This window comes from Flavobacterium psychrotolerans, assembly GCF_003097635.1.
Lineage (GTDB): Bacteria > Bacteroidota > Bacteroidia > Flavobacteriales > Flavobacteriaceae > Flavobacterium > Flavobacterium psychrotolerans.
This window is the reverse complement of sequence record NZ_QCZI01000001.1, coordinates 107,021-121,789: the sequence shown is the minus strand read 5'-3', so window position 1 is coordinate 121,789 and position 14,769 is coordinate 107,021. Positions and strand designations below refer to the sequence as shown.

The following is a 14,769-nucleotide window of genomic DNA, read 5'->3' as shown; positions in this document are numbered from 1 at the left end:
GGTTGTTTTTATTTTTCTAAAAGGATTATTAATTCGGTATTCTTATTAAAATTAGCAAAATCAAGAGCTGTTTTTCCATCACTATCTTTCGCGTTTTTATTTGCGCCGGCTTCAATTAATAGTTTAGCAATATCATTTTTATTAAAAAAAACAGCATATATCAACGCGGTTTTTCCTTGGAAGTCAGATTGGTTCAAGTCGGCCTTAACATCAATCAATTTTTTAACAATTTGTATGTTTCCGGACATAACTGCTGCCATTAGAGCACTTCCCATTCCTGAATTATAATTGATATCTTTTACATTATCGGCCAAAAACATAGCTACGTCAACATTTGTCCTGTAACATGCTAAAATCAGTGGACTTGATTTCCTGTCATCAGTCGTGTTTATTAACTGGGGATGTTTTTTGTATAAACTTTTCATTTCTGTTAAAGTTCCTTTTCTGGCAATATCGAAAACATTATTTCCCTGTGCAAAAAGAGAACCACAAGTAAAAAATACGAATACAATTATAACAATTCTTTTCATCATTACTTTATTTATTGCGATTTGAATTTAAACAAACTTTAAACGCAAAACCCTACCTTAATAATTAATTATTTGCACTTTTTGAAAGCAGGTGTTCTTTATCAGTTAGTTGTGGTTTTTTTGTATGCGAAAATACGAATAAAATAATAAGTAAAAATGCAGTTCAGATTAATTTTGGTTTAATTTTTTACAGAAAAAGTCGAATGCTATAAGGAGATTATCGGATTTTTTTTATTTCTAATACAACAAAACTTCAAAATCAAATGCTTAAATTTGCGCTTCGTTCTGAAATAAATTCAGAGTCAAATAAATTCAACACCATGTTCAGCAATTTAAGCGATAAATTAGATAAAGCCTTTCATGTCCTAAAAGGTCATGGAAAAATCACCGAAATAAACGTAGCAGAAACCTTAAAAGAAGTTCGTCGTGCCTTACTAGATGCCGATGTCAATTTTAAAATCGCAAAAGATTTTACTGCTAAAGTTAAAGAAAAAGCCATTGGTCAGGACGTTTTAACAACGCTTCAACCAGGACAACTTTTGGTGAAGTTAGTCAAAGATGAACTAACCGAATTAATGGGAGGAGATGTTGCGGGTTTGAATCTTTCCGGAAACCCAACCGTGATTTTAATGTCAGGTTTGCAAGGTTCTGGAAAAACTACTTTTTCAGGGAAATTAGCCAATTTCCTAAAAACAAAAAAGAACAAAAATCCGCTTTTGGTGGCTTGTGACGTTTATAGACCTGCGGCTATCAATCAGTTGCATGTGGTTGGAGATCAAATAGGAGTAGAGGTTTATTCTGAAATAGGGAATAACAACCCCGTAGAAATTTCGGTTAATGCCATAAAGTATGCCAAAGAAAAAGGATATAATGTCGTTATTGTCGATACTGCAGGTCGTCTTGCCGTTGATGAGGAGATGATGACCGAAATTGCCAATGTCCATAAAGCTATTCAGCCACATGAAACTTTATTTGTTGTAGATGCCATGACGGGTCAAGATGCTGTGAATACTGCCAAAGCATTTAACGACAGACTGAATTTTGACGGTGTAATCCTTACCAAATTAGATGGTGATACCCGCGGTGGGGCAGCAATTTCGATTAAATCGGTAGTAAACAAACCGATTAAATTTGTTGGGACAGGTGAGAAAATGGATGCTATCGATGTGTTTTATCCTTCTCGTATGGCCGAACGTATTTTGGGTATGGGTGACGTCGTTTCATTAGTGGAAAGAGCACAAGAGCAATTCGACGAAGATGAAGCTCGAAAAATTCAAAAGAAAATCGCGAAAAATGAATTTGGTTTTGATGATTTTCTTACTCAAATTCAGCAAGTAAAGAAAATGGGTAATATGAAAGATTTAGTAGGCATGATTCCTGGTGCTTCTAAAGCCATGAAAGATATTGAGATTGAAGATGACGCTTTCAAGCATATTGAAGCAATAATCTATTCGATGACACCTACAGAACGAAGTAAGCCATCCATAATTGATGTCAAAAGAAAAAATAGAATTGCCAAAGGAGCGGGAAGAAAAGTCGAAGAAGTAAACCAATTGATGAAGCAATTTGACCAAATGAGTAAAATGATGAAAATGATGCAAGGTCCCGGCGGAAAGAATATGATGAAGATGATGGGAGGAATGAAGGGTGGTATGCCAGGAATGAGATAATATTTGTTTAAGGTTTAAAGTTTCACTTGGAATTTTAAACCTTTATTTTTATATAACAACACAACAATATTTTAAACTATAGAGAATGCAACTACTAGATGGGAAAAAAACTGCGGAAGATATCAAAAATGAAATTGCTGTAGAAGTTCAAAAGATGAAAGCTGATGGGGCGAAAGTTCCTCATCTGGCAGCCGTAATTGTGGGGAATAATGGAGCCAGTTTAACCTACGTAGGAAGTAAAGTACGGTCATGTCAGCAAATTGGTTTTGAATCAACTTTAGTAAGTTTACCTGAAGATATTACGGAATCTCAATTACTTGAAAAAATTAAAGAATTGAATGAAGATGACAATTTGGATGGATTTATAGTTCAGTTGCCGTTGCCGAAACATATTGACGAACAAAAAATTCTAATGGCTATTGATCCTGACAAAGATGTGGATGGTTTTCATCCAACAAATTTTGGTAAAATGGCACTGGATATGGAAACCTTTATCCCTGCAACACCGTTCGGTATTTTGCAATTATTGGAACGTTATAAAATTGAAACGCAAGGGAAGCATACGGTTATTATTGGCAGGAGTCACATTGTTGGCCGACCTATGAGTATCCTGATGGGAAGAAAAGGCTACCCTGGAAATTCTACGGTTACCCTTACGCACAGTCACACTAAAAATATTGAAGAATATACAAAAACGGCTGACATTATCATAACGGCATTAGGTGTTCCCAATTATCTAAAAGCCGACATGGTAAAAGAGGGTGTAGTAGTAATTGATGTGGGTATTACGCGATTAACCGATACTACCAACGAAAAAGGCTATGTCATTACTGGTGATGTCGATTTTGAAAGCGTGAGCAAGAAAGCATCTTATATTACTCCCGTTCCTGGTGGGGTAGGGCCAATGACAATCGCCATGTTGTTGAAAAACACATTGTTGGCTAGAAAATTAAGAAAAGTGACCCCCTTAAATAGATAAAATACCTAAACTAAATTTAGTTTTTTATATAATCTCCTTTTTTTCTTATATCTCGGATTCTCCCTTTTTTATTTGAAGGTTTAATTAATTTACATGAAAAAATACCAGTTTATATTTTGTTATGTAAAAATATAATATAACTTTGTATTACAAAGTACTTTATATGAATAAAAAGCATCAAGAGGATTTATCACATATTCGTTCCATGATGGAACGCTCCTCAAGATTTATTTCGTTAAGTGGCCTTTCAGGAGTGTTTGCAGGAGTCTCTGCATCCGTGGGAGGCATTTGCGCTTATCTATTATTTGAAGATAATGGAATTGAATATTTTGATGGTAAGCAAAAATATTACAATCATGATTTAATTGTTGAACTATTTTTTATTGCTTTGGCAGTTTTAATTTTAGCTTTAGCATTTGGAACTTTTTTTACATATAGAAAAAGTAAAAAATATGATTTGCCTTTTTGGACAAATGCAACCAAAAACATGTTATTGAATTTGGCAGTTCCACTATTTGTAGGTGGAGTGTTTTGTGTAGCGCTTTTATACCATCATTTATTTGCTTTTATCGCACCATCTACCTTATTATTCTATGGATTAGCACTTATTAATGCAGAAAAGTATACTTTTTCAGATGTGAAATATTTAGGTTATTGTGAAATTATTTTGGGTTGTATTTCTCTTTTTCACCTTGGATATGGACTTGTTTTTTGGGTTATTGGATTTGGAATTTTGCATATTCTATACGGATTGATAATGTTCAAAAAATATAAATAACCATCTGCATGGGGATCATAGATAAATTAAATAAAGATTTTGAAAGTCGTGTTAGATTGGGTATTATGTCTATTCTAATGGTTAATGACTGGATAGATTTTACAGAGATGAAATCTTTATTGAATATTACCGATGGTAATTTGGCGAGTCACTCTTCAGCTATGGAAAAGGCGGAATATATTGAAGTAAAAAAAGAGTTTATCGGCAAAAAACCAAGAACTTCTTATCGAGTTACCAATAGAGGTAGAGCGGCTTTTATGGAACATTTGAATAACTTAGAAAAATTAATGAAATCGAATAACTAAATATTTTTTTATCTAAATACTTTGAAATACAAAGTACTTTTAATTCTACAATTATGAAAAAACACCATTTAATTTTAGCCAGCAGTACTATTTTTACACTGCTTTTTTACAATGAGTCAGTAGGGCTTAATCTTGCCGTCTTTGGGCTATCGCTTTCAGGATTGATTTGCTATTTTTTTAGAAGTCGATTTATCGACAATTCCAATTGGGTTTTGATGATTTCAACTATCCTATCATGTTCGGCTTTTGCTTGGTATGGTGATTTTGCCTCTTTTTTAGCCCTAGTTTTTTCATTAATTTTTTTACAATTCAAAACTCAGGATCCAAAACTAAAAATCATACAATCTATCCCTGTTGTATTTATTAATCAGTTTTCTTCAATTGTGAGAATATTTCAGTTTAGTCAATGGCTTCCAAAGAGAAGAACCGATAATGTTTTGGTTAAAAAACTAATTGCGTTTTTTTTAATTCCGACATTATTTATTATTGCGTTTTATACTATTTATTCTTTTGGTAGCGAACATTTTTCGGGATTGTTTACAAATTACACTTTAGATTTGGATCTATTTGAAGTTGTTTTAATCGGGAGTTTAGGTTTCTATATTTCATTCACTTTCTGGAATTATTGGGTGCCGCAATTTTTTTATGATATTAATTCGAAATTAGACAATGATTTTAATGAAGCAAGTAGAAAGGTACAGAAACAAACTTTTGAGTTTCTGGAACTTGACTTTGAAAGAAAAAGTGGTGAGATTACTATGCTACTCTTAAATTGCTTGCTTTTAGTTTTTATTGCAACCTACAATTATGAACAATTTTTTCAGGAAAATGAAACGGTTACATTAAGTTCAGCGATACACGAAAGGGTCAATGCTGTGATTTTTTCAATAGTTATGGCGGTTGGAGTGATGTTGTTTTATTTTAAAAATGGGTTTAATTTTGATGCAAAGGCAAAAAAACTGAAATTGTTATCCCAAATTTGGATAATATTAAATGGCTTATTAATACTAAGTACAATAATAAAAAACTCGGAATATGTTTCGATTTTTGGATTAACTTATAAAAGACTAGGTGTTTATGCTTTTCTTATATTAGCTATTATCGGATTGTTTTTTACGTTCCTGAAAATTTATAAGCAAAAAACAAATGCCTATCTCATTAATCACATGGTTTGGTATTTTTATGGAACTATACTTTTATGCAGTTTTGTAAATTGGGGAAATATGGTTACGGTCTACAATATTTCGGTTAACAAAGGAGTTGATTCTGAATTTTTGATAAGTTTAAATTTTAACGAGGTGAGTTGTATGGAATATTTTTCTTTGAAACCAGATGAAACTGAAAAATTGAATTACATAAAGCAAAATGTTAAAAACAAAAAAAATATAAGTTTTCTTTCTAAGGCTTTATATTATGAAAGTTTAAAGGTTGAATAGACTAAAACAAAAATCCCAAGAAATAGACTGCCTCCAAAAAGTTAGACACTAACTATTTGGGGGTGTTTTTATGGAAATAAAAATCAATAATCTCCTTTTTTCTTATATCTAGGATCATCTCTTTTTATAAATTCCGTTCTTCTTTTTGTGGGTTCGGTTTTAGGTAAGCTCGCTTCTTCGGTTTTGCTGGAAGGTTCAATTAATTGATTCAATTCTTTTATTTCGGCATCGGTTAAATCCCGGTAGCGACCAACGGGGACATCCAATGAAATGTTGATTATTCGGATGCGTTTTAAGGCCGTCACTTCAGAGCCCAAATACTCGCACATACGACGAATCTGACGGTTTAACCCTTGCGTTAAGATGATTTTAAACGTGTATTTACTGATTTGTTCCACCTTGCATTTTCGGGTAATGGTTTCTAAAATAGGAACTCCATTTCCCATCCGTTCGATGAATCTATCGGTTATGGGTTTGTTAACTGTCACGGTATATTCTTTTTCGTGGTTGTTTCTGGCACGTAGAATTTTATTCACAATATCGCCGTCATTGGTCATGAAAATCAAACCTTCGCTGGCTTTGTCCAATCTGCCGATGGGGAAAATACGTTTTGGATAATTGATGTAATCCACAATATTGTTATGAACGTCCAGATTAGTGGTACATTCTATTCCAACCGGTTTGTTGAAGGCGAGATATACGGGTTTCTCATTTTTTTCTCGAATTAGCTTGCCGTCTATGCGTACTTCATCCTCTGGGGAAACTTTTGTTCCCAATTCCGGAATGATTCCGTTGATGGTTACGCGACCTTCTTCAATGATTTTATCGGCTTCACGGCGGGAACAAAACCCAGTTTCTCCGATGAATTTATTGAGGCGTTTTAGATTTTCTTCCATTTTGTAAAAGTAATCATTTTGAAAATAGGTCAGGAAGTTTAAGGATTGGAAATTAGAAAAATTATAAGTATTCCTAATTTTGGTCTTTAGCCCTGATGGAGCCGATATCCCACGTCATTGCGAGGCACGGAGCAATCTCGTGGATAAAGGCGAGAGCAGGAGGAAGCATTTATTAAATAAGCCCAAACTATTCTGCTTCAAATAAAAAACGGACTATTTTATTATATAAATCCTCGTCGTGCATGCTATGTCCTAGACCTTTTGTCTCTATAAAACGGGAGTTTTTCCAGGAACGGGCAATTTTTTTTCCTTCTTCAAATGAAACTACAGTATCATCAATATCGTGGGCGATTAAGCCTTTTGTTATTATTTTGGATGCGAAAAGTTGCCCTGAGAAATCGTCTATTTGTAATTTAAAATGATTGAGATAATGGTCTTCCAGTGCTTTTAAAATCTTTATATTCAGGCTCAATAAGGCGATGTAATTGTTAAGGATAATTCTGAAATCACTAGGAGATCCCAGTATTACCATTTTTTGAACTGCAACATTTTGATAAAGAGATTGGTAATACAAACAGGCTTTCCCACCCATGGAATGGCCGATGAGGTATTGCGGTTGGAATTTTTTTACAGCCACATTTATTAATTCGACATATTTTGGTATGCTGAATTCTTTACCGCTTGATAATCCGTGTGCCGGACCGTCAAGAGCGATGATAGTACTTCCAGATTTTTTTAGGTATGGCAGTATGTTTTCCCATCGGGAGGCGTTACTTTCCCATCCGTGAACTAGCAATATTATAGTGTCATTTCCTTTCCATGTATAGGTCTGAAAGGTTTGATTCTCATGTAGAAAGGTTTCGGGATACGTTTCTTTGAGTATTTCGGGGAGGTTTTTCTTAGATAACTTTCCTGTCCTTGGCTCACTAAAAAAGGCGTAAGCCAGTTGTGATGCTTTTTTAAGATATATAAAACTCAAAAGGTTTATGTATAACCCGATAGATTTTGTGAATAAAAAATGAGAGATGTTTTTCATATGTGTAAATTTCATTTTTTATAGGTCACATATGGTATGCTTTGCTAGTTCGGGTCACTTTACACTCATTGGTGTTTATCTCACAATATTTTATTTTCATCAGAGTTCGATGATTATTCAATTGCTGGTGCAAACTGGTTGTTAATAGCAATTTCATAATAAAAAAGCCACGCTTGGCGTGGCTTAAATATAATTAAAATTTAGAAAATAACTTTTCCATTTTTTCTTTTTCTTCTTCAGCAAGTGAACTGTCTACTAAAATTCTTCCGGAGTGCTCATCAATAATGATTCTTTTTCTACCGGCAATTTCTACTTGAGTTTGTGGCGGAATGGTAAAGAAAGATCCTGCAGACGCTCCTCTTTCTATAGAAACAACTGCTAAACCGTTACGTACACTGCCACGAATTCTTTTGTAGGCGGCTAACAAACGTTGCTCAATTAAGACTTCGTATTCAGCTGATTTTTCAGACAAAAAAGCTTCTTCTTTTTGGGTTTCAGACATGATGTCACTTAACTCCGCTTTTTTATGTTTCAAGTGGTTTGATTTCGCTTCCAGTCTTTCTTTAGACTCAGCAATCACTTGTTTTTTGTGCTCCATAGAAGCTTTCATCTCTTTAATTTGCTTTTCGGCCAATTGGATTTCAAGTTCTTGAAACTCAACTTCTTTTGTTAAAGAGTTAAATTCTCTATTGTTACGAACACTATCTTGTTGTTTCGTGTATTTTTTTATTGAAGCCTGATAGTCATCAATAGCAATTTTTTTTGCTTTAATTTGCTCTTCAATATGCTCTAAATCTTGTTTCAGTTTTTCATTACGTGAGCTTAAACCAGCAACTTCGTCTTCTAAATCTTCTACTTCTAAAGGAAGTTCCCCTCTTACATTTCTGATTTCGTCAATTCGAGTGTCAATTAATTGTAAATCGTACAATGCTCTTAACTTTTCTTCAACGTTTAATTCTTTTGTATTCGCCATAATCTTTATAAGTACTTAACAGGATTTGTATTTTCTTCTGATAAAATGATTGCAAAATTAAGAATTTTTTTCCGAAGATAATCAACAATATAATTTTTTGTATAACGTTCGCTTTCAAAATGTCCAATATCTGCTAAAATCATCTGATTTTCAGTCTCGTAAAAATTATGATACTTCAAATCGGCTGTTAAAAAAGCATCTGCGCCGGCAACTATCGCATTTTTTATAGCAAAACTTCCTGAACCGCCAAGGACAGCTACCTTTTTTATAGGTTTCTCGGTAAATTGCGAATGCCGAATACCATCAGCTTGCATCTTTTCTTTTACAAATAGTAAAAAGTCTTTTTCGGTCATTGGCGTTTTTAGTTCGCCAATCATTCCCAAACCAATGTTTTGATGAGCATTTTGCAATTCGTAAATTTCATAGGCCACTTCTTCGTATACGTGTTTGCTGAAAAGGGCTTTCAAAATTTTACTTTCTAAATGTTTTTCGAAAGTGACTTCAATTTTAATTTCATCTCCTTCAACAAATTCAAAACGAGACCCAATTTCAGGATTGCTATGCTCGTTACCCATATAAGTTCCAATTCCCTTGGAGTTGAAACTGCAATTTTCATAGTTTCCGATATTTCCTGCGCCTGCATCAAATAGTGCATTTCGAACTTCTTCCGCATTTTCGGGAATGGTATAAGTCACCAATTTTCGGATAAAATTGGGTTTCGGAATAAGTATTTTGGTTTTGACCAGCCCCAGTGCTTCGCAGAATATTTTATTCACGCCCTCCTGATGGTTGTCTAGCGCAGTGTGAACGGCATAAATGGCAATATCATTTTTTAGGGCTTTAATCACTACTCGCTCGACGTAATTTTTGCCCGTAATTTTCTTTAAACCCGAAAAAACGATGGGATGAAAACAAACGATTAGGTTGCATTTTTTTGCAATGGCTTCGTCAACTACATTTTCTAATGCGTCGTGACAAACCAGAATTCCTGTAGCTTCGGTTTCTTGATTTCCAACCAATAGGCCAACATTGTCAAAATCTTCTGCATAGGCGAGTGGTGCCATTTCTTCTAATACAGAAATAATTTCTTTTATTTTCATATATAAAATTTATTTGTTAGTGGTCATATATGGTATCGCCCTTTATTTATTGGTGTTTGTTTACAACAAACGTTTTATTAGTGGCGATTTCATGGGGTTAGACTTTTTTGATTCAACAAATTAACGAATAAACAAATCAACTTTTTTTATAAAGATAATTTATTATACTTTCGTAAAATGATTTTCTTACGAAAAATATTGTTTCCATTTGCTGTTTTATACGGTTGTATTACCCGATTCCGGAATTTCCTTTTTGATGTTGGAATTTTGAAATCATATTCCTTTGATATGCCCGTAATTGCTGTAGGAAATTTAAGCGTTGGTGGTACTGGAAAGACGCCGCAAATAGAATATTTAATCCGATTACTTTCTGATAAACACAAAATTGCCACCTTAAGCCGAGGGTATAAAAGACAGTCCAAGGGGTTTGTTTTAGCGGATACAACTTCAACTGCAATTACCATTGGCGATGAACCTTTTCAGTTTTATAAAAAATTCCCTGACATAATCGTTGCTGTTGATGCGGACAGGAAAAACGGAATTGAACAACTGATTTCATTAAACGAAAGTCCAGATATTATTTTACTGGATGACGCTTTTCAGCACCGTAAAGTAAAAGCAGGATTCTATATACTTTTGACGGCCTATGATGATTTGTTTTGCGATGATTTTATTTTGCCGACTGGTAATTTACGAGAGAGCAGGAGTGGAGCAAAAAGAGCTAATATGATAATTGTCACAAAATGCCCCAAAAAAATTTCGGAACTTGCACAAGATAAAATTAGGCGAAGAATAGGCGTGGACAAACCACTTTTTTTTAGTGTAATAACTTATGAAGATTATGTTTATTCTTCAAATGAAGCCATAAAAGTGAGTGAAATCAAAAATGTCAATAAATTACTTTTGGCAGGAATTGCAAAACCTAAATCATTTTTCGCATATTTGCAGAACGAAAACGATGTAATTTTGACTTTTTCAGATCATCATCATTTTACGGAAGAGGATATTTTACATATTAAAAAACAAGCTAAAAACAATATAATTATTACAACTGAAAAGGATTATGTGCGTTTAAAAGGGAGCATTTTAGAAAGGCAACTTTTTTATTTACCTATTAAAACTTCATTTATTTCAGGTGGTGATAATTTTGACAAAACAATTTTAAATTATGTGGGAACAAGTACAAGAAACAGTTAGTTTTATAAAATCGCAAACCAATTTTACTCCTGAATATGGAGTCATTCTAGGATCCGGACTCGGAGGTTTTACAGAGGACATTCAAATAGAATACACATTACCTTATACAGATATTCCTAATTTTCCGGTTTCTACGGTTCAGGGACATAAGGGAGCTTTAGTTTTTGGAACTATTGGCGATAAAAAAGTAGTAGCCATGCAAGGACGATTTCATTTCTATGAAGGGTATGATATGAAAGAAGTGACTTTTCCGGTTCGTGTCATGAAATTTCTAGGGGTACAAAAGTTAGTTGTTTCGAATGCTTCAGGAGGGGTAAATCCTAATTATGAAGTGGGATCCATAGTTATTATCAAAGACCACATCAACATGATGCCCGAGCATCCTTTACATGGGAAAAACGACGAACGTTTTGGTCCACGTTTTGTAAATATGAGTGAGCCTTACAGCAAAAATATGATAGTTAAAGCTAAAGAAATTGCAAAAGCATTAGCAATTGAAGTGCATGACGGAATATATTTAGGTTTACAAGGTCCTACTTTTGAAACCTTGGCCGAATATAAAATGGTCAAAAATATTGGTGCCGATTGTGTTGGAATGTCAACTGTTCCAGAGGTAATAGTGGCCCGTCACATGGAAATGGAAACTTTTGGAATTTCGGTTATTACCGATATGGGGGATGAAGAAAATATTGAAGAGGTTAACCACGAGGAAGTCTTAAAAGCCGCGGCTAAGGCAGAACCATTCGTTAGGAATTTGATAGGGGAACTGATTAAGCACTATTAAAATTTATTGAACTTAAAATGGTGCATCAATGGCACTACTTTTACAATTTTATAGTAATTTTCAATTCTGTGTGAAATTATAAAAGTAGTGCCATAATTTTTTTTAGTCAATTGTATTTTAGGATCAACTGCTTTGATTTTACTTTTGTATCAAAGTAATCAAATCAATAATTCGAGAAGAATATCCAATCTCATTATCATACCATCCGACAACTTTAACCATTTTATCAATTACAGAAGTCAATTGGGAATCAAAAAGGCAGGAGTTGGGGTTTCCAATGATGTCCACCGATACGATTGGGTCTTCGGTATACGCTAATATCCCTTTCAATTCATTTTGGGCTGCTTTACTAAAAGCGGCGTTAATTTCATCAATTGAAACCTCACGTTTTACGTAACAAGTAATATCGGTAAGTGAACCATCAGGGACTGGAACCCGAATACCGCTACCTCCAAATTTCCCTTCAAATTCAGGGAATATTTTTGTCAATGCTTTTGCAGCGCCAGTTGTAGTTGGTACTATCGATTGGCTGGCACCTCTAGCACGGCGCAAATCTTTATGGGGCTGGTCATGTAAACTTTGGTCAGTGGTATAGGAGTGAACCGTGGTAATGTAAGCCTGCTCAATACCGCATAATTCGCTAATAACCTTAATCATTGGTGCAGCATTATTGGTAGTGCAACTTGCGTTGGATATGATGGTTTCTGTCCCATCTAAGATAGATTCATTTACACCCAAAACCACCGTTTTAATTGAATCCACTTCTGAAGGCGCCGAAAGAATCACTTTCTTGGCTCCAGCCAAAATATGTACGTTTATTTCTTCAAAAGTCCTGTATTTTCCCGTGGATTCTACAACAAGGTCAATATTTAAAGTTTTCCAATCCAGATTAAAAATATTTTTCTCATGAAAAAAATGGTATTGTTTGCCACCAACCCAAATCGAAGTATCATCATAGGAACATTCTTCAGGCAAAACTCCATGAATGCTATCGTATTTAATTAAATGAGACATCGTTCTGTTGTCGGCAATGTCATTAATGGCAATGACTTCAATGGTAGGATGATTCAAGAGCAATCGAAATAAATTCCGTCCAATTCTTCCAAATCCGTTAATCGCAATTCTTGTTTTCAAGTTTTTATAGTATATGTTTGGCCGCTTTATAGGAAGAGCGAACTAAAGCACCGCTTTCAACGTGTCGAAAACCTAGTTCTAAACCTATTTTCTCATATTTTTCAAACTGGTCGGGCGTGATATATTCTTTCACGGGTAAATGTTTTTTGCTGGGTTGTAAATATTGGCCAATGGTAACAATATCAACATTCGCATTGCGTAAATCGTGTAAAGTCTGAATTACTTCTTCTTCCGTTTCGCCCAATCCTAACATAATTCCCGATTTTGTTCGGTTGATTCCCTTTTCTTTTAAATACCGTAATACCTCCAAACTTCGGTCGTATTTTGCCTGAATTCGAACCTCGCGAGTCAATCTGCGAACGGTTTCCACATTATGTGAAACCACTTCTGGATTGGCTTCAACAATTCGGTCTATATTCCTTTCTATGCCTTGAAAATCAGGAATCAATGTTTCTAAAGTGGTGCTTGGGTTCATTCTCCGAATAGCTTTCACGGTTTCTATCCAAATAATAGAACCGCCATCTTTCAAATCGTCCCGATCCACGCTCGTAATTACAGCGTGTTTAATATTCATGATTTTAATGGAACGCGCCACTTTTTCGGGTTCATCCCAATCCACGGTTTCTGGTCTTCCGGTTTTCACACCACAAAATCCACAAGAACGAGTACAGATATTGCCTAAAATCATGAACGTTGCCGTGCCTTCTCCCCAGCATTCCCCCATATTTGGACAACTTCCAGAAGTGCATATCGTGTTCAAACTGTATTTATCCACCAAGCCTCGAAGCTCCGTATATTTCTGGCCAATCGGTAATTTTACCTTTAACCATTTTGGTTTAGCTCCGCTCAATCCGGCTTCACCTCGGGTTCCAACAGGCAATGTATTCTCTAAAACGGTTTCCATAATGACAATTTTTGCAAGGCAAAGATAAGTAAAGTAGATTGAAGAATGATGAATGTCTATTTCTGATTTATGATTTTTTTAAGAGGAGATACTTGGTCATTTTAGAAATGGAATTTTTAGAAACGGGAAAACTGAATATTAAAAAAGCAACTAAATGTTGCCTTTTTAGTCAATGAATTGGAGGCACAATGGGGTAATTATTGCTACTGCATTTGGACAATAATTGGCAAGTTGTAGGCTGTTCTCACTGCTTTCCCTTTGATCATTCCTGGAGCCCATTTCGTTTTTAACGATTTCAAAACTCTAATCGCTTCTTTAGCTAGCCCATAACCGGGATCTCTTTCAACCTGTATATCCGTCATGCTTCCATCTTTTTCAATCACAAAAGACACATAAATACGAATTGTTCCCATATCATCGAGTTCTGGCTTCTCAAAATTTTTTCCTACAAATGAATAAAATTTACCAACTCCACCAGGAAATTCAGGAAGTTTATCTAATGTTTCGGTAGTATTAACGGTGGTTCCAGTATCAGAAGGAGCAGTTTCAATTCCTGTACCCGTTGTATTCGTATTAGTTGTGTTTGTTTCAATTGTAGTGGGGTCGTTTGCAATAAGATCATCCGTGTTTTTTTCAATAATTGGACTGGTAGCAATTGATTTTATTATAACTGGATTTACAAGTTGGTCTTTCGTAATTAAATTTCCCGTCGATTTTTTTTCAATAGGAACTATATATTTATTAGGTTCTTTAGGAATGTTGGGTCTAATATTACTCAATAAAATTTTGATGTTTGTGTAATCAGGAACTTCAATTTCCATTTTTTTAGGAATTATATAAAAATTGATAAGTACTGAAATACTAATAAGACTTGCAATAAGTGACAACCCCATAAAAAACGCAAGTAACGTTGTTTTTTCGCTTTCCTGTCTTAATTGATAGGCTCCGTATTCCTTGTTTTTTCCTTCGAAAACGAGATTGATCCAACGGTTTTCATAAATACTTAATTTTGACATAATATAATAGTTTAATGGTTAAGTATCAGTC

General features: G+C 34.5%; 15 protein-coding genes. 7 read left to right on the top strand and 8 right to left on the bottom strand.

The window, feature by feature from the left end; genetic code table 11:
- Window positions 1-8: 8 nt before the first annotated feature.
- Entirely contained in the window at window positions 9-533 is a 525-nt protein-coding gene (locus tag DB895_RS00525; protein ID WP_166426911.1) for an ankyrin repeat domain-containing protein, read from the bottom strand.
- 317 nt (window positions 534-850) lie between these two features.
- Between DB895_RS00525 and ffh the strand changes: the two genes are divergently transcribed.
- The 5 genes from ffh to DB895_RS00500 all read left to right on the top strand — a co-directional run bounded on the left by ffh (window position 851) and on the right by DB895_RS00500 (window position 5,698).
- Complete coding sequence (ffh, locus tag DB895_RS00520; RefSeq protein WP_116723645.1) at window positions 851-2,200, top strand: signal recognition particle protein; 1,350 nt, start codon at window positions 851-853, stop codon at window positions 2,198-2,200.
- Window positions 2,201-2,285: 85 nt separating this feature from the next.
- Complete coding sequence (locus tag DB895_RS00515; RefSeq protein ID WP_116723388.1) at window positions 2,286-3,179, top strand: bifunctional 5,10-methylenetetrahydrofolate dehydrogenase/5,10-methenyltetrahydrofolate cyclohydrolase; 894 nt, start codon at window positions 2,286-2,288, stop codon at window positions 3,177-3,179.
- A 163-nt stretch (window positions 3,180-3,342) separates the two neighbouring features.
- Window positions 3,343-3,957: a hypothetical protein gene (locus DB895_RS00510; protein ID WP_116723387.1), complete on the top strand. Its 615-nt coding sequence runs from the start codon at window positions 3,343-3,345 to the stop codon at window positions 3,955-3,957.
- Window positions 3,958-3,965: 8 nt separating this feature from the next.
- Window positions 3,966-4,262 (top strand): winged helix-turn-helix domain-containing protein, encoded by a 297-nt coding sequence (locus tag DB895_RS00505; RefSeq protein WP_116723386.1) that lies wholly within the window; start codon window positions 3,966-3,968, stop codon window positions 4,260-4,262.
- 53 nt (window positions 4,263-4,315) lie between these two features.
- Window positions 4,316-5,698, top strand: a complete 1,383-nt coding sequence (locus DB895_RS00500; protein WP_116723385.1) for a DUF4153 domain-containing protein — start codon at window positions 4,316-4,318, stop codon at window positions 5,696-5,698.
- Window positions 5,699-5,781: 83 nt separating this feature from the next.
- Here the strand turns inward: DB895_RS00500 and rluF are convergent, their stop codons facing one another.
- From rluF to DB895_RS00480, 4 genes are all read right to left on the bottom strand, one after another.
- Entirely contained in the window at window positions 5,782-6,594 is an 813-nt protein-coding gene (gene rluF, locus DB895_RS00495) for a 23S rRNA pseudouridine(2604) synthase RluF (protein ID WP_116723384.1), read from the bottom strand.
- A gap of 187 nt (window positions 6,595-6,781) precedes the next feature.
- Entirely contained in the window at window positions 6,782-7,645 is an 864-nt protein-coding gene (locus DB895_RS00490; protein ID WP_243694604.1) for an alpha/beta fold hydrolase, read from the bottom strand.
- A 178-nt stretch (window positions 7,646-7,823) separates the two neighbouring features.
- Window positions 7,824-8,603 (bottom strand): zinc ribbon domain-containing protein, encoded by a 780-nt coding sequence (locus tag DB895_RS00485; protein WP_116723382.1) that lies wholly within the window; start codon window positions 8,601-8,603, stop codon window positions 7,824-7,826.
- A 5-nt stretch (window positions 8,604-8,608) separates the two neighbouring features.
- Window positions 8,609-9,703, bottom strand: coding sequence for a Nif3-like dinuclear metal center hexameric protein (locus tag DB895_RS00480; RefSeq protein WP_116723381.1), 1,095 nt, complete (start codon window positions 9,701-9,703; stop codon window positions 8,609-8,611).
- A 177-nt stretch (window positions 9,704-9,880) separates the two neighbouring features.
- On the opposite strand from DB895_RS00480, the gene lpxK reads away from it, so the two are divergent.
- Both lpxK and DB895_RS00470 read left to right on the top strand, forming a co-directional pair.
- Window positions 9,881-10,900 (top strand): tetraacyldisaccharide 4'-kinase, encoded by a 1,020-nt coding sequence (gene lpxK, locus DB895_RS00475; RefSeq protein WP_116723380.1) that lies wholly within the window; start codon window positions 9,881-9,883, stop codon window positions 10,898-10,900.
- The gene (locus DB895_RS00470) at window positions 10,872-11,684 is read left to right on the top strand and encodes a purine-nucleoside phosphorylase (protein WP_116723379.1); all 813 of its coding nucleotides are present in this window, start codon (window positions 10,872-10,874) and stop codon (window positions 11,682-11,684) included. The genes lpxK and DB895_RS00470 overlap by 29 nt, the downstream gene beginning before the upstream one ends.
- A 138-nt stretch (window positions 11,685-11,822) precedes the next feature.
- Here DB895_RS00470 and gap read toward each other — a convergent pair whose 3' ends face one another.
- The 3 genes from gap to DB895_RS00455 all read right to left on the bottom strand — a co-directional run bounded on the left by gap (window position 11,823) and on the right by DB895_RS00455 (window position 14,738).
- Window positions 11,823-12,818, bottom strand: a complete 996-nt coding sequence (gene gap / locus DB895_RS00465; RefSeq protein WP_116723378.1) for a type I glyceraldehyde-3-phosphate dehydrogenase — start codon at window positions 12,816-12,818, stop codon at window positions 11,823-11,825.
- 4 nt (window positions 12,819-12,822) lie between these two features.
- Window positions 12,823-13,722, bottom strand: coding sequence for a lipoyl synthase (gene lipA, locus DB895_RS00460; RefSeq protein WP_116723377.1), 900 nt, complete (start codon window positions 13,720-13,722; stop codon window positions 12,823-12,825).
- A 203-nt stretch (window positions 13,723-13,925) separates the two neighbouring features.
- A complete protein-coding gene (locus DB895_RS00455; protein ID WP_116723376.1) occupies window positions 13,926-14,738 on the bottom strand; it encodes an energy transducer TonB in 813 nt (270 codons plus the stop codon).
- Between the last annotated feature and the right edge of the window lie 31 nt (window positions 14,739-14,769).

Coding starts and splice junctions, on each gene's coding strand:
- DB895_RS00525 (WP_166426911.1), bottom strand. CDS start 533: ATGATGAAAAGAATTGTTATAATTGTATTCGTATTTTTTACTTGTGGT.
- ffh (WP_116723645.1), top strand. CDS start 851: ATGTTCAGCAATTTAAGCGATAAATTAGATAAAGCCTTTCATGTCCTA.
- DB895_RS00515 (WP_116723388.1), top strand. CDS start 2,286: ATGCAACTACTAGATGGGAAAAAAACTGCGGAAGATATCAAAAATGAA.
- DB895_RS00510 (WP_116723387.1), top strand. CDS start 3,343: ATGAATAAAAAGCATCAAGAGGATTTATCACATATTCGTTCCATGATG.
- DB895_RS00505 (WP_116723386.1), top strand. CDS start 3,966: ATGGGGATCATAGATAAATTAAATAAAGATTTTGAAAGTCGTGTTAGA.
- DB895_RS00500 (WP_116723385.1), top strand. CDS start 4,316: ATGAAAAAACACCATTTAATTTTAGCCAGCAGTACTATTTTTACACTG.
- rluF (WP_116723384.1), bottom strand. CDS start 6,594: ATGGAAGAAAATCTAAAACGCCTCAATAAATTCATCGGAGAAACTGGG.
- DB895_RS00490 (WP_243694604.1), bottom strand. CDS start 7,645: ATGAAATTTACACATATGAAAAACATCTCTCATTTTTTATTCACAAAA.
- DB895_RS00485 (WP_116723382.1), bottom strand. CDS start 8,603: ATGGCGAATACAAAAGAATTAAACGTTGAAGAAAAGTTAAGAGCATTG.
- DB895_RS00480 (WP_116723381.1), bottom strand. CDS start 9,703: ATGAAAATAAAAGAAATTATTTCTGTATTAGAAGAAATGGCACCACTC.
- lpxK (WP_116723380.1), top strand. CDS start 9,881: ATGATTTTCTTACGAAAAATATTGTTTCCATTTGCTGTTTTATACGGT.
- DB895_RS00470 (WP_116723379.1), top strand. CDS start 10,872: ATGTGGGAACAAGTACAAGAAACAGTTAGTTTTATAAAATCGCAAACC.
- lipA (WP_116723377.1), bottom strand. CDS start 13,722: ATGGAAACCGTTTTAGAGAATACATTGCCTGTTGGAACCCGAGGTGAA.
- DB895_RS00455 (WP_116723376.1), bottom strand. CDS start 14,738: ATGTCAAAATTAAGTATTTATGAAAACCGTTGGATCAATCTCGTTTTC.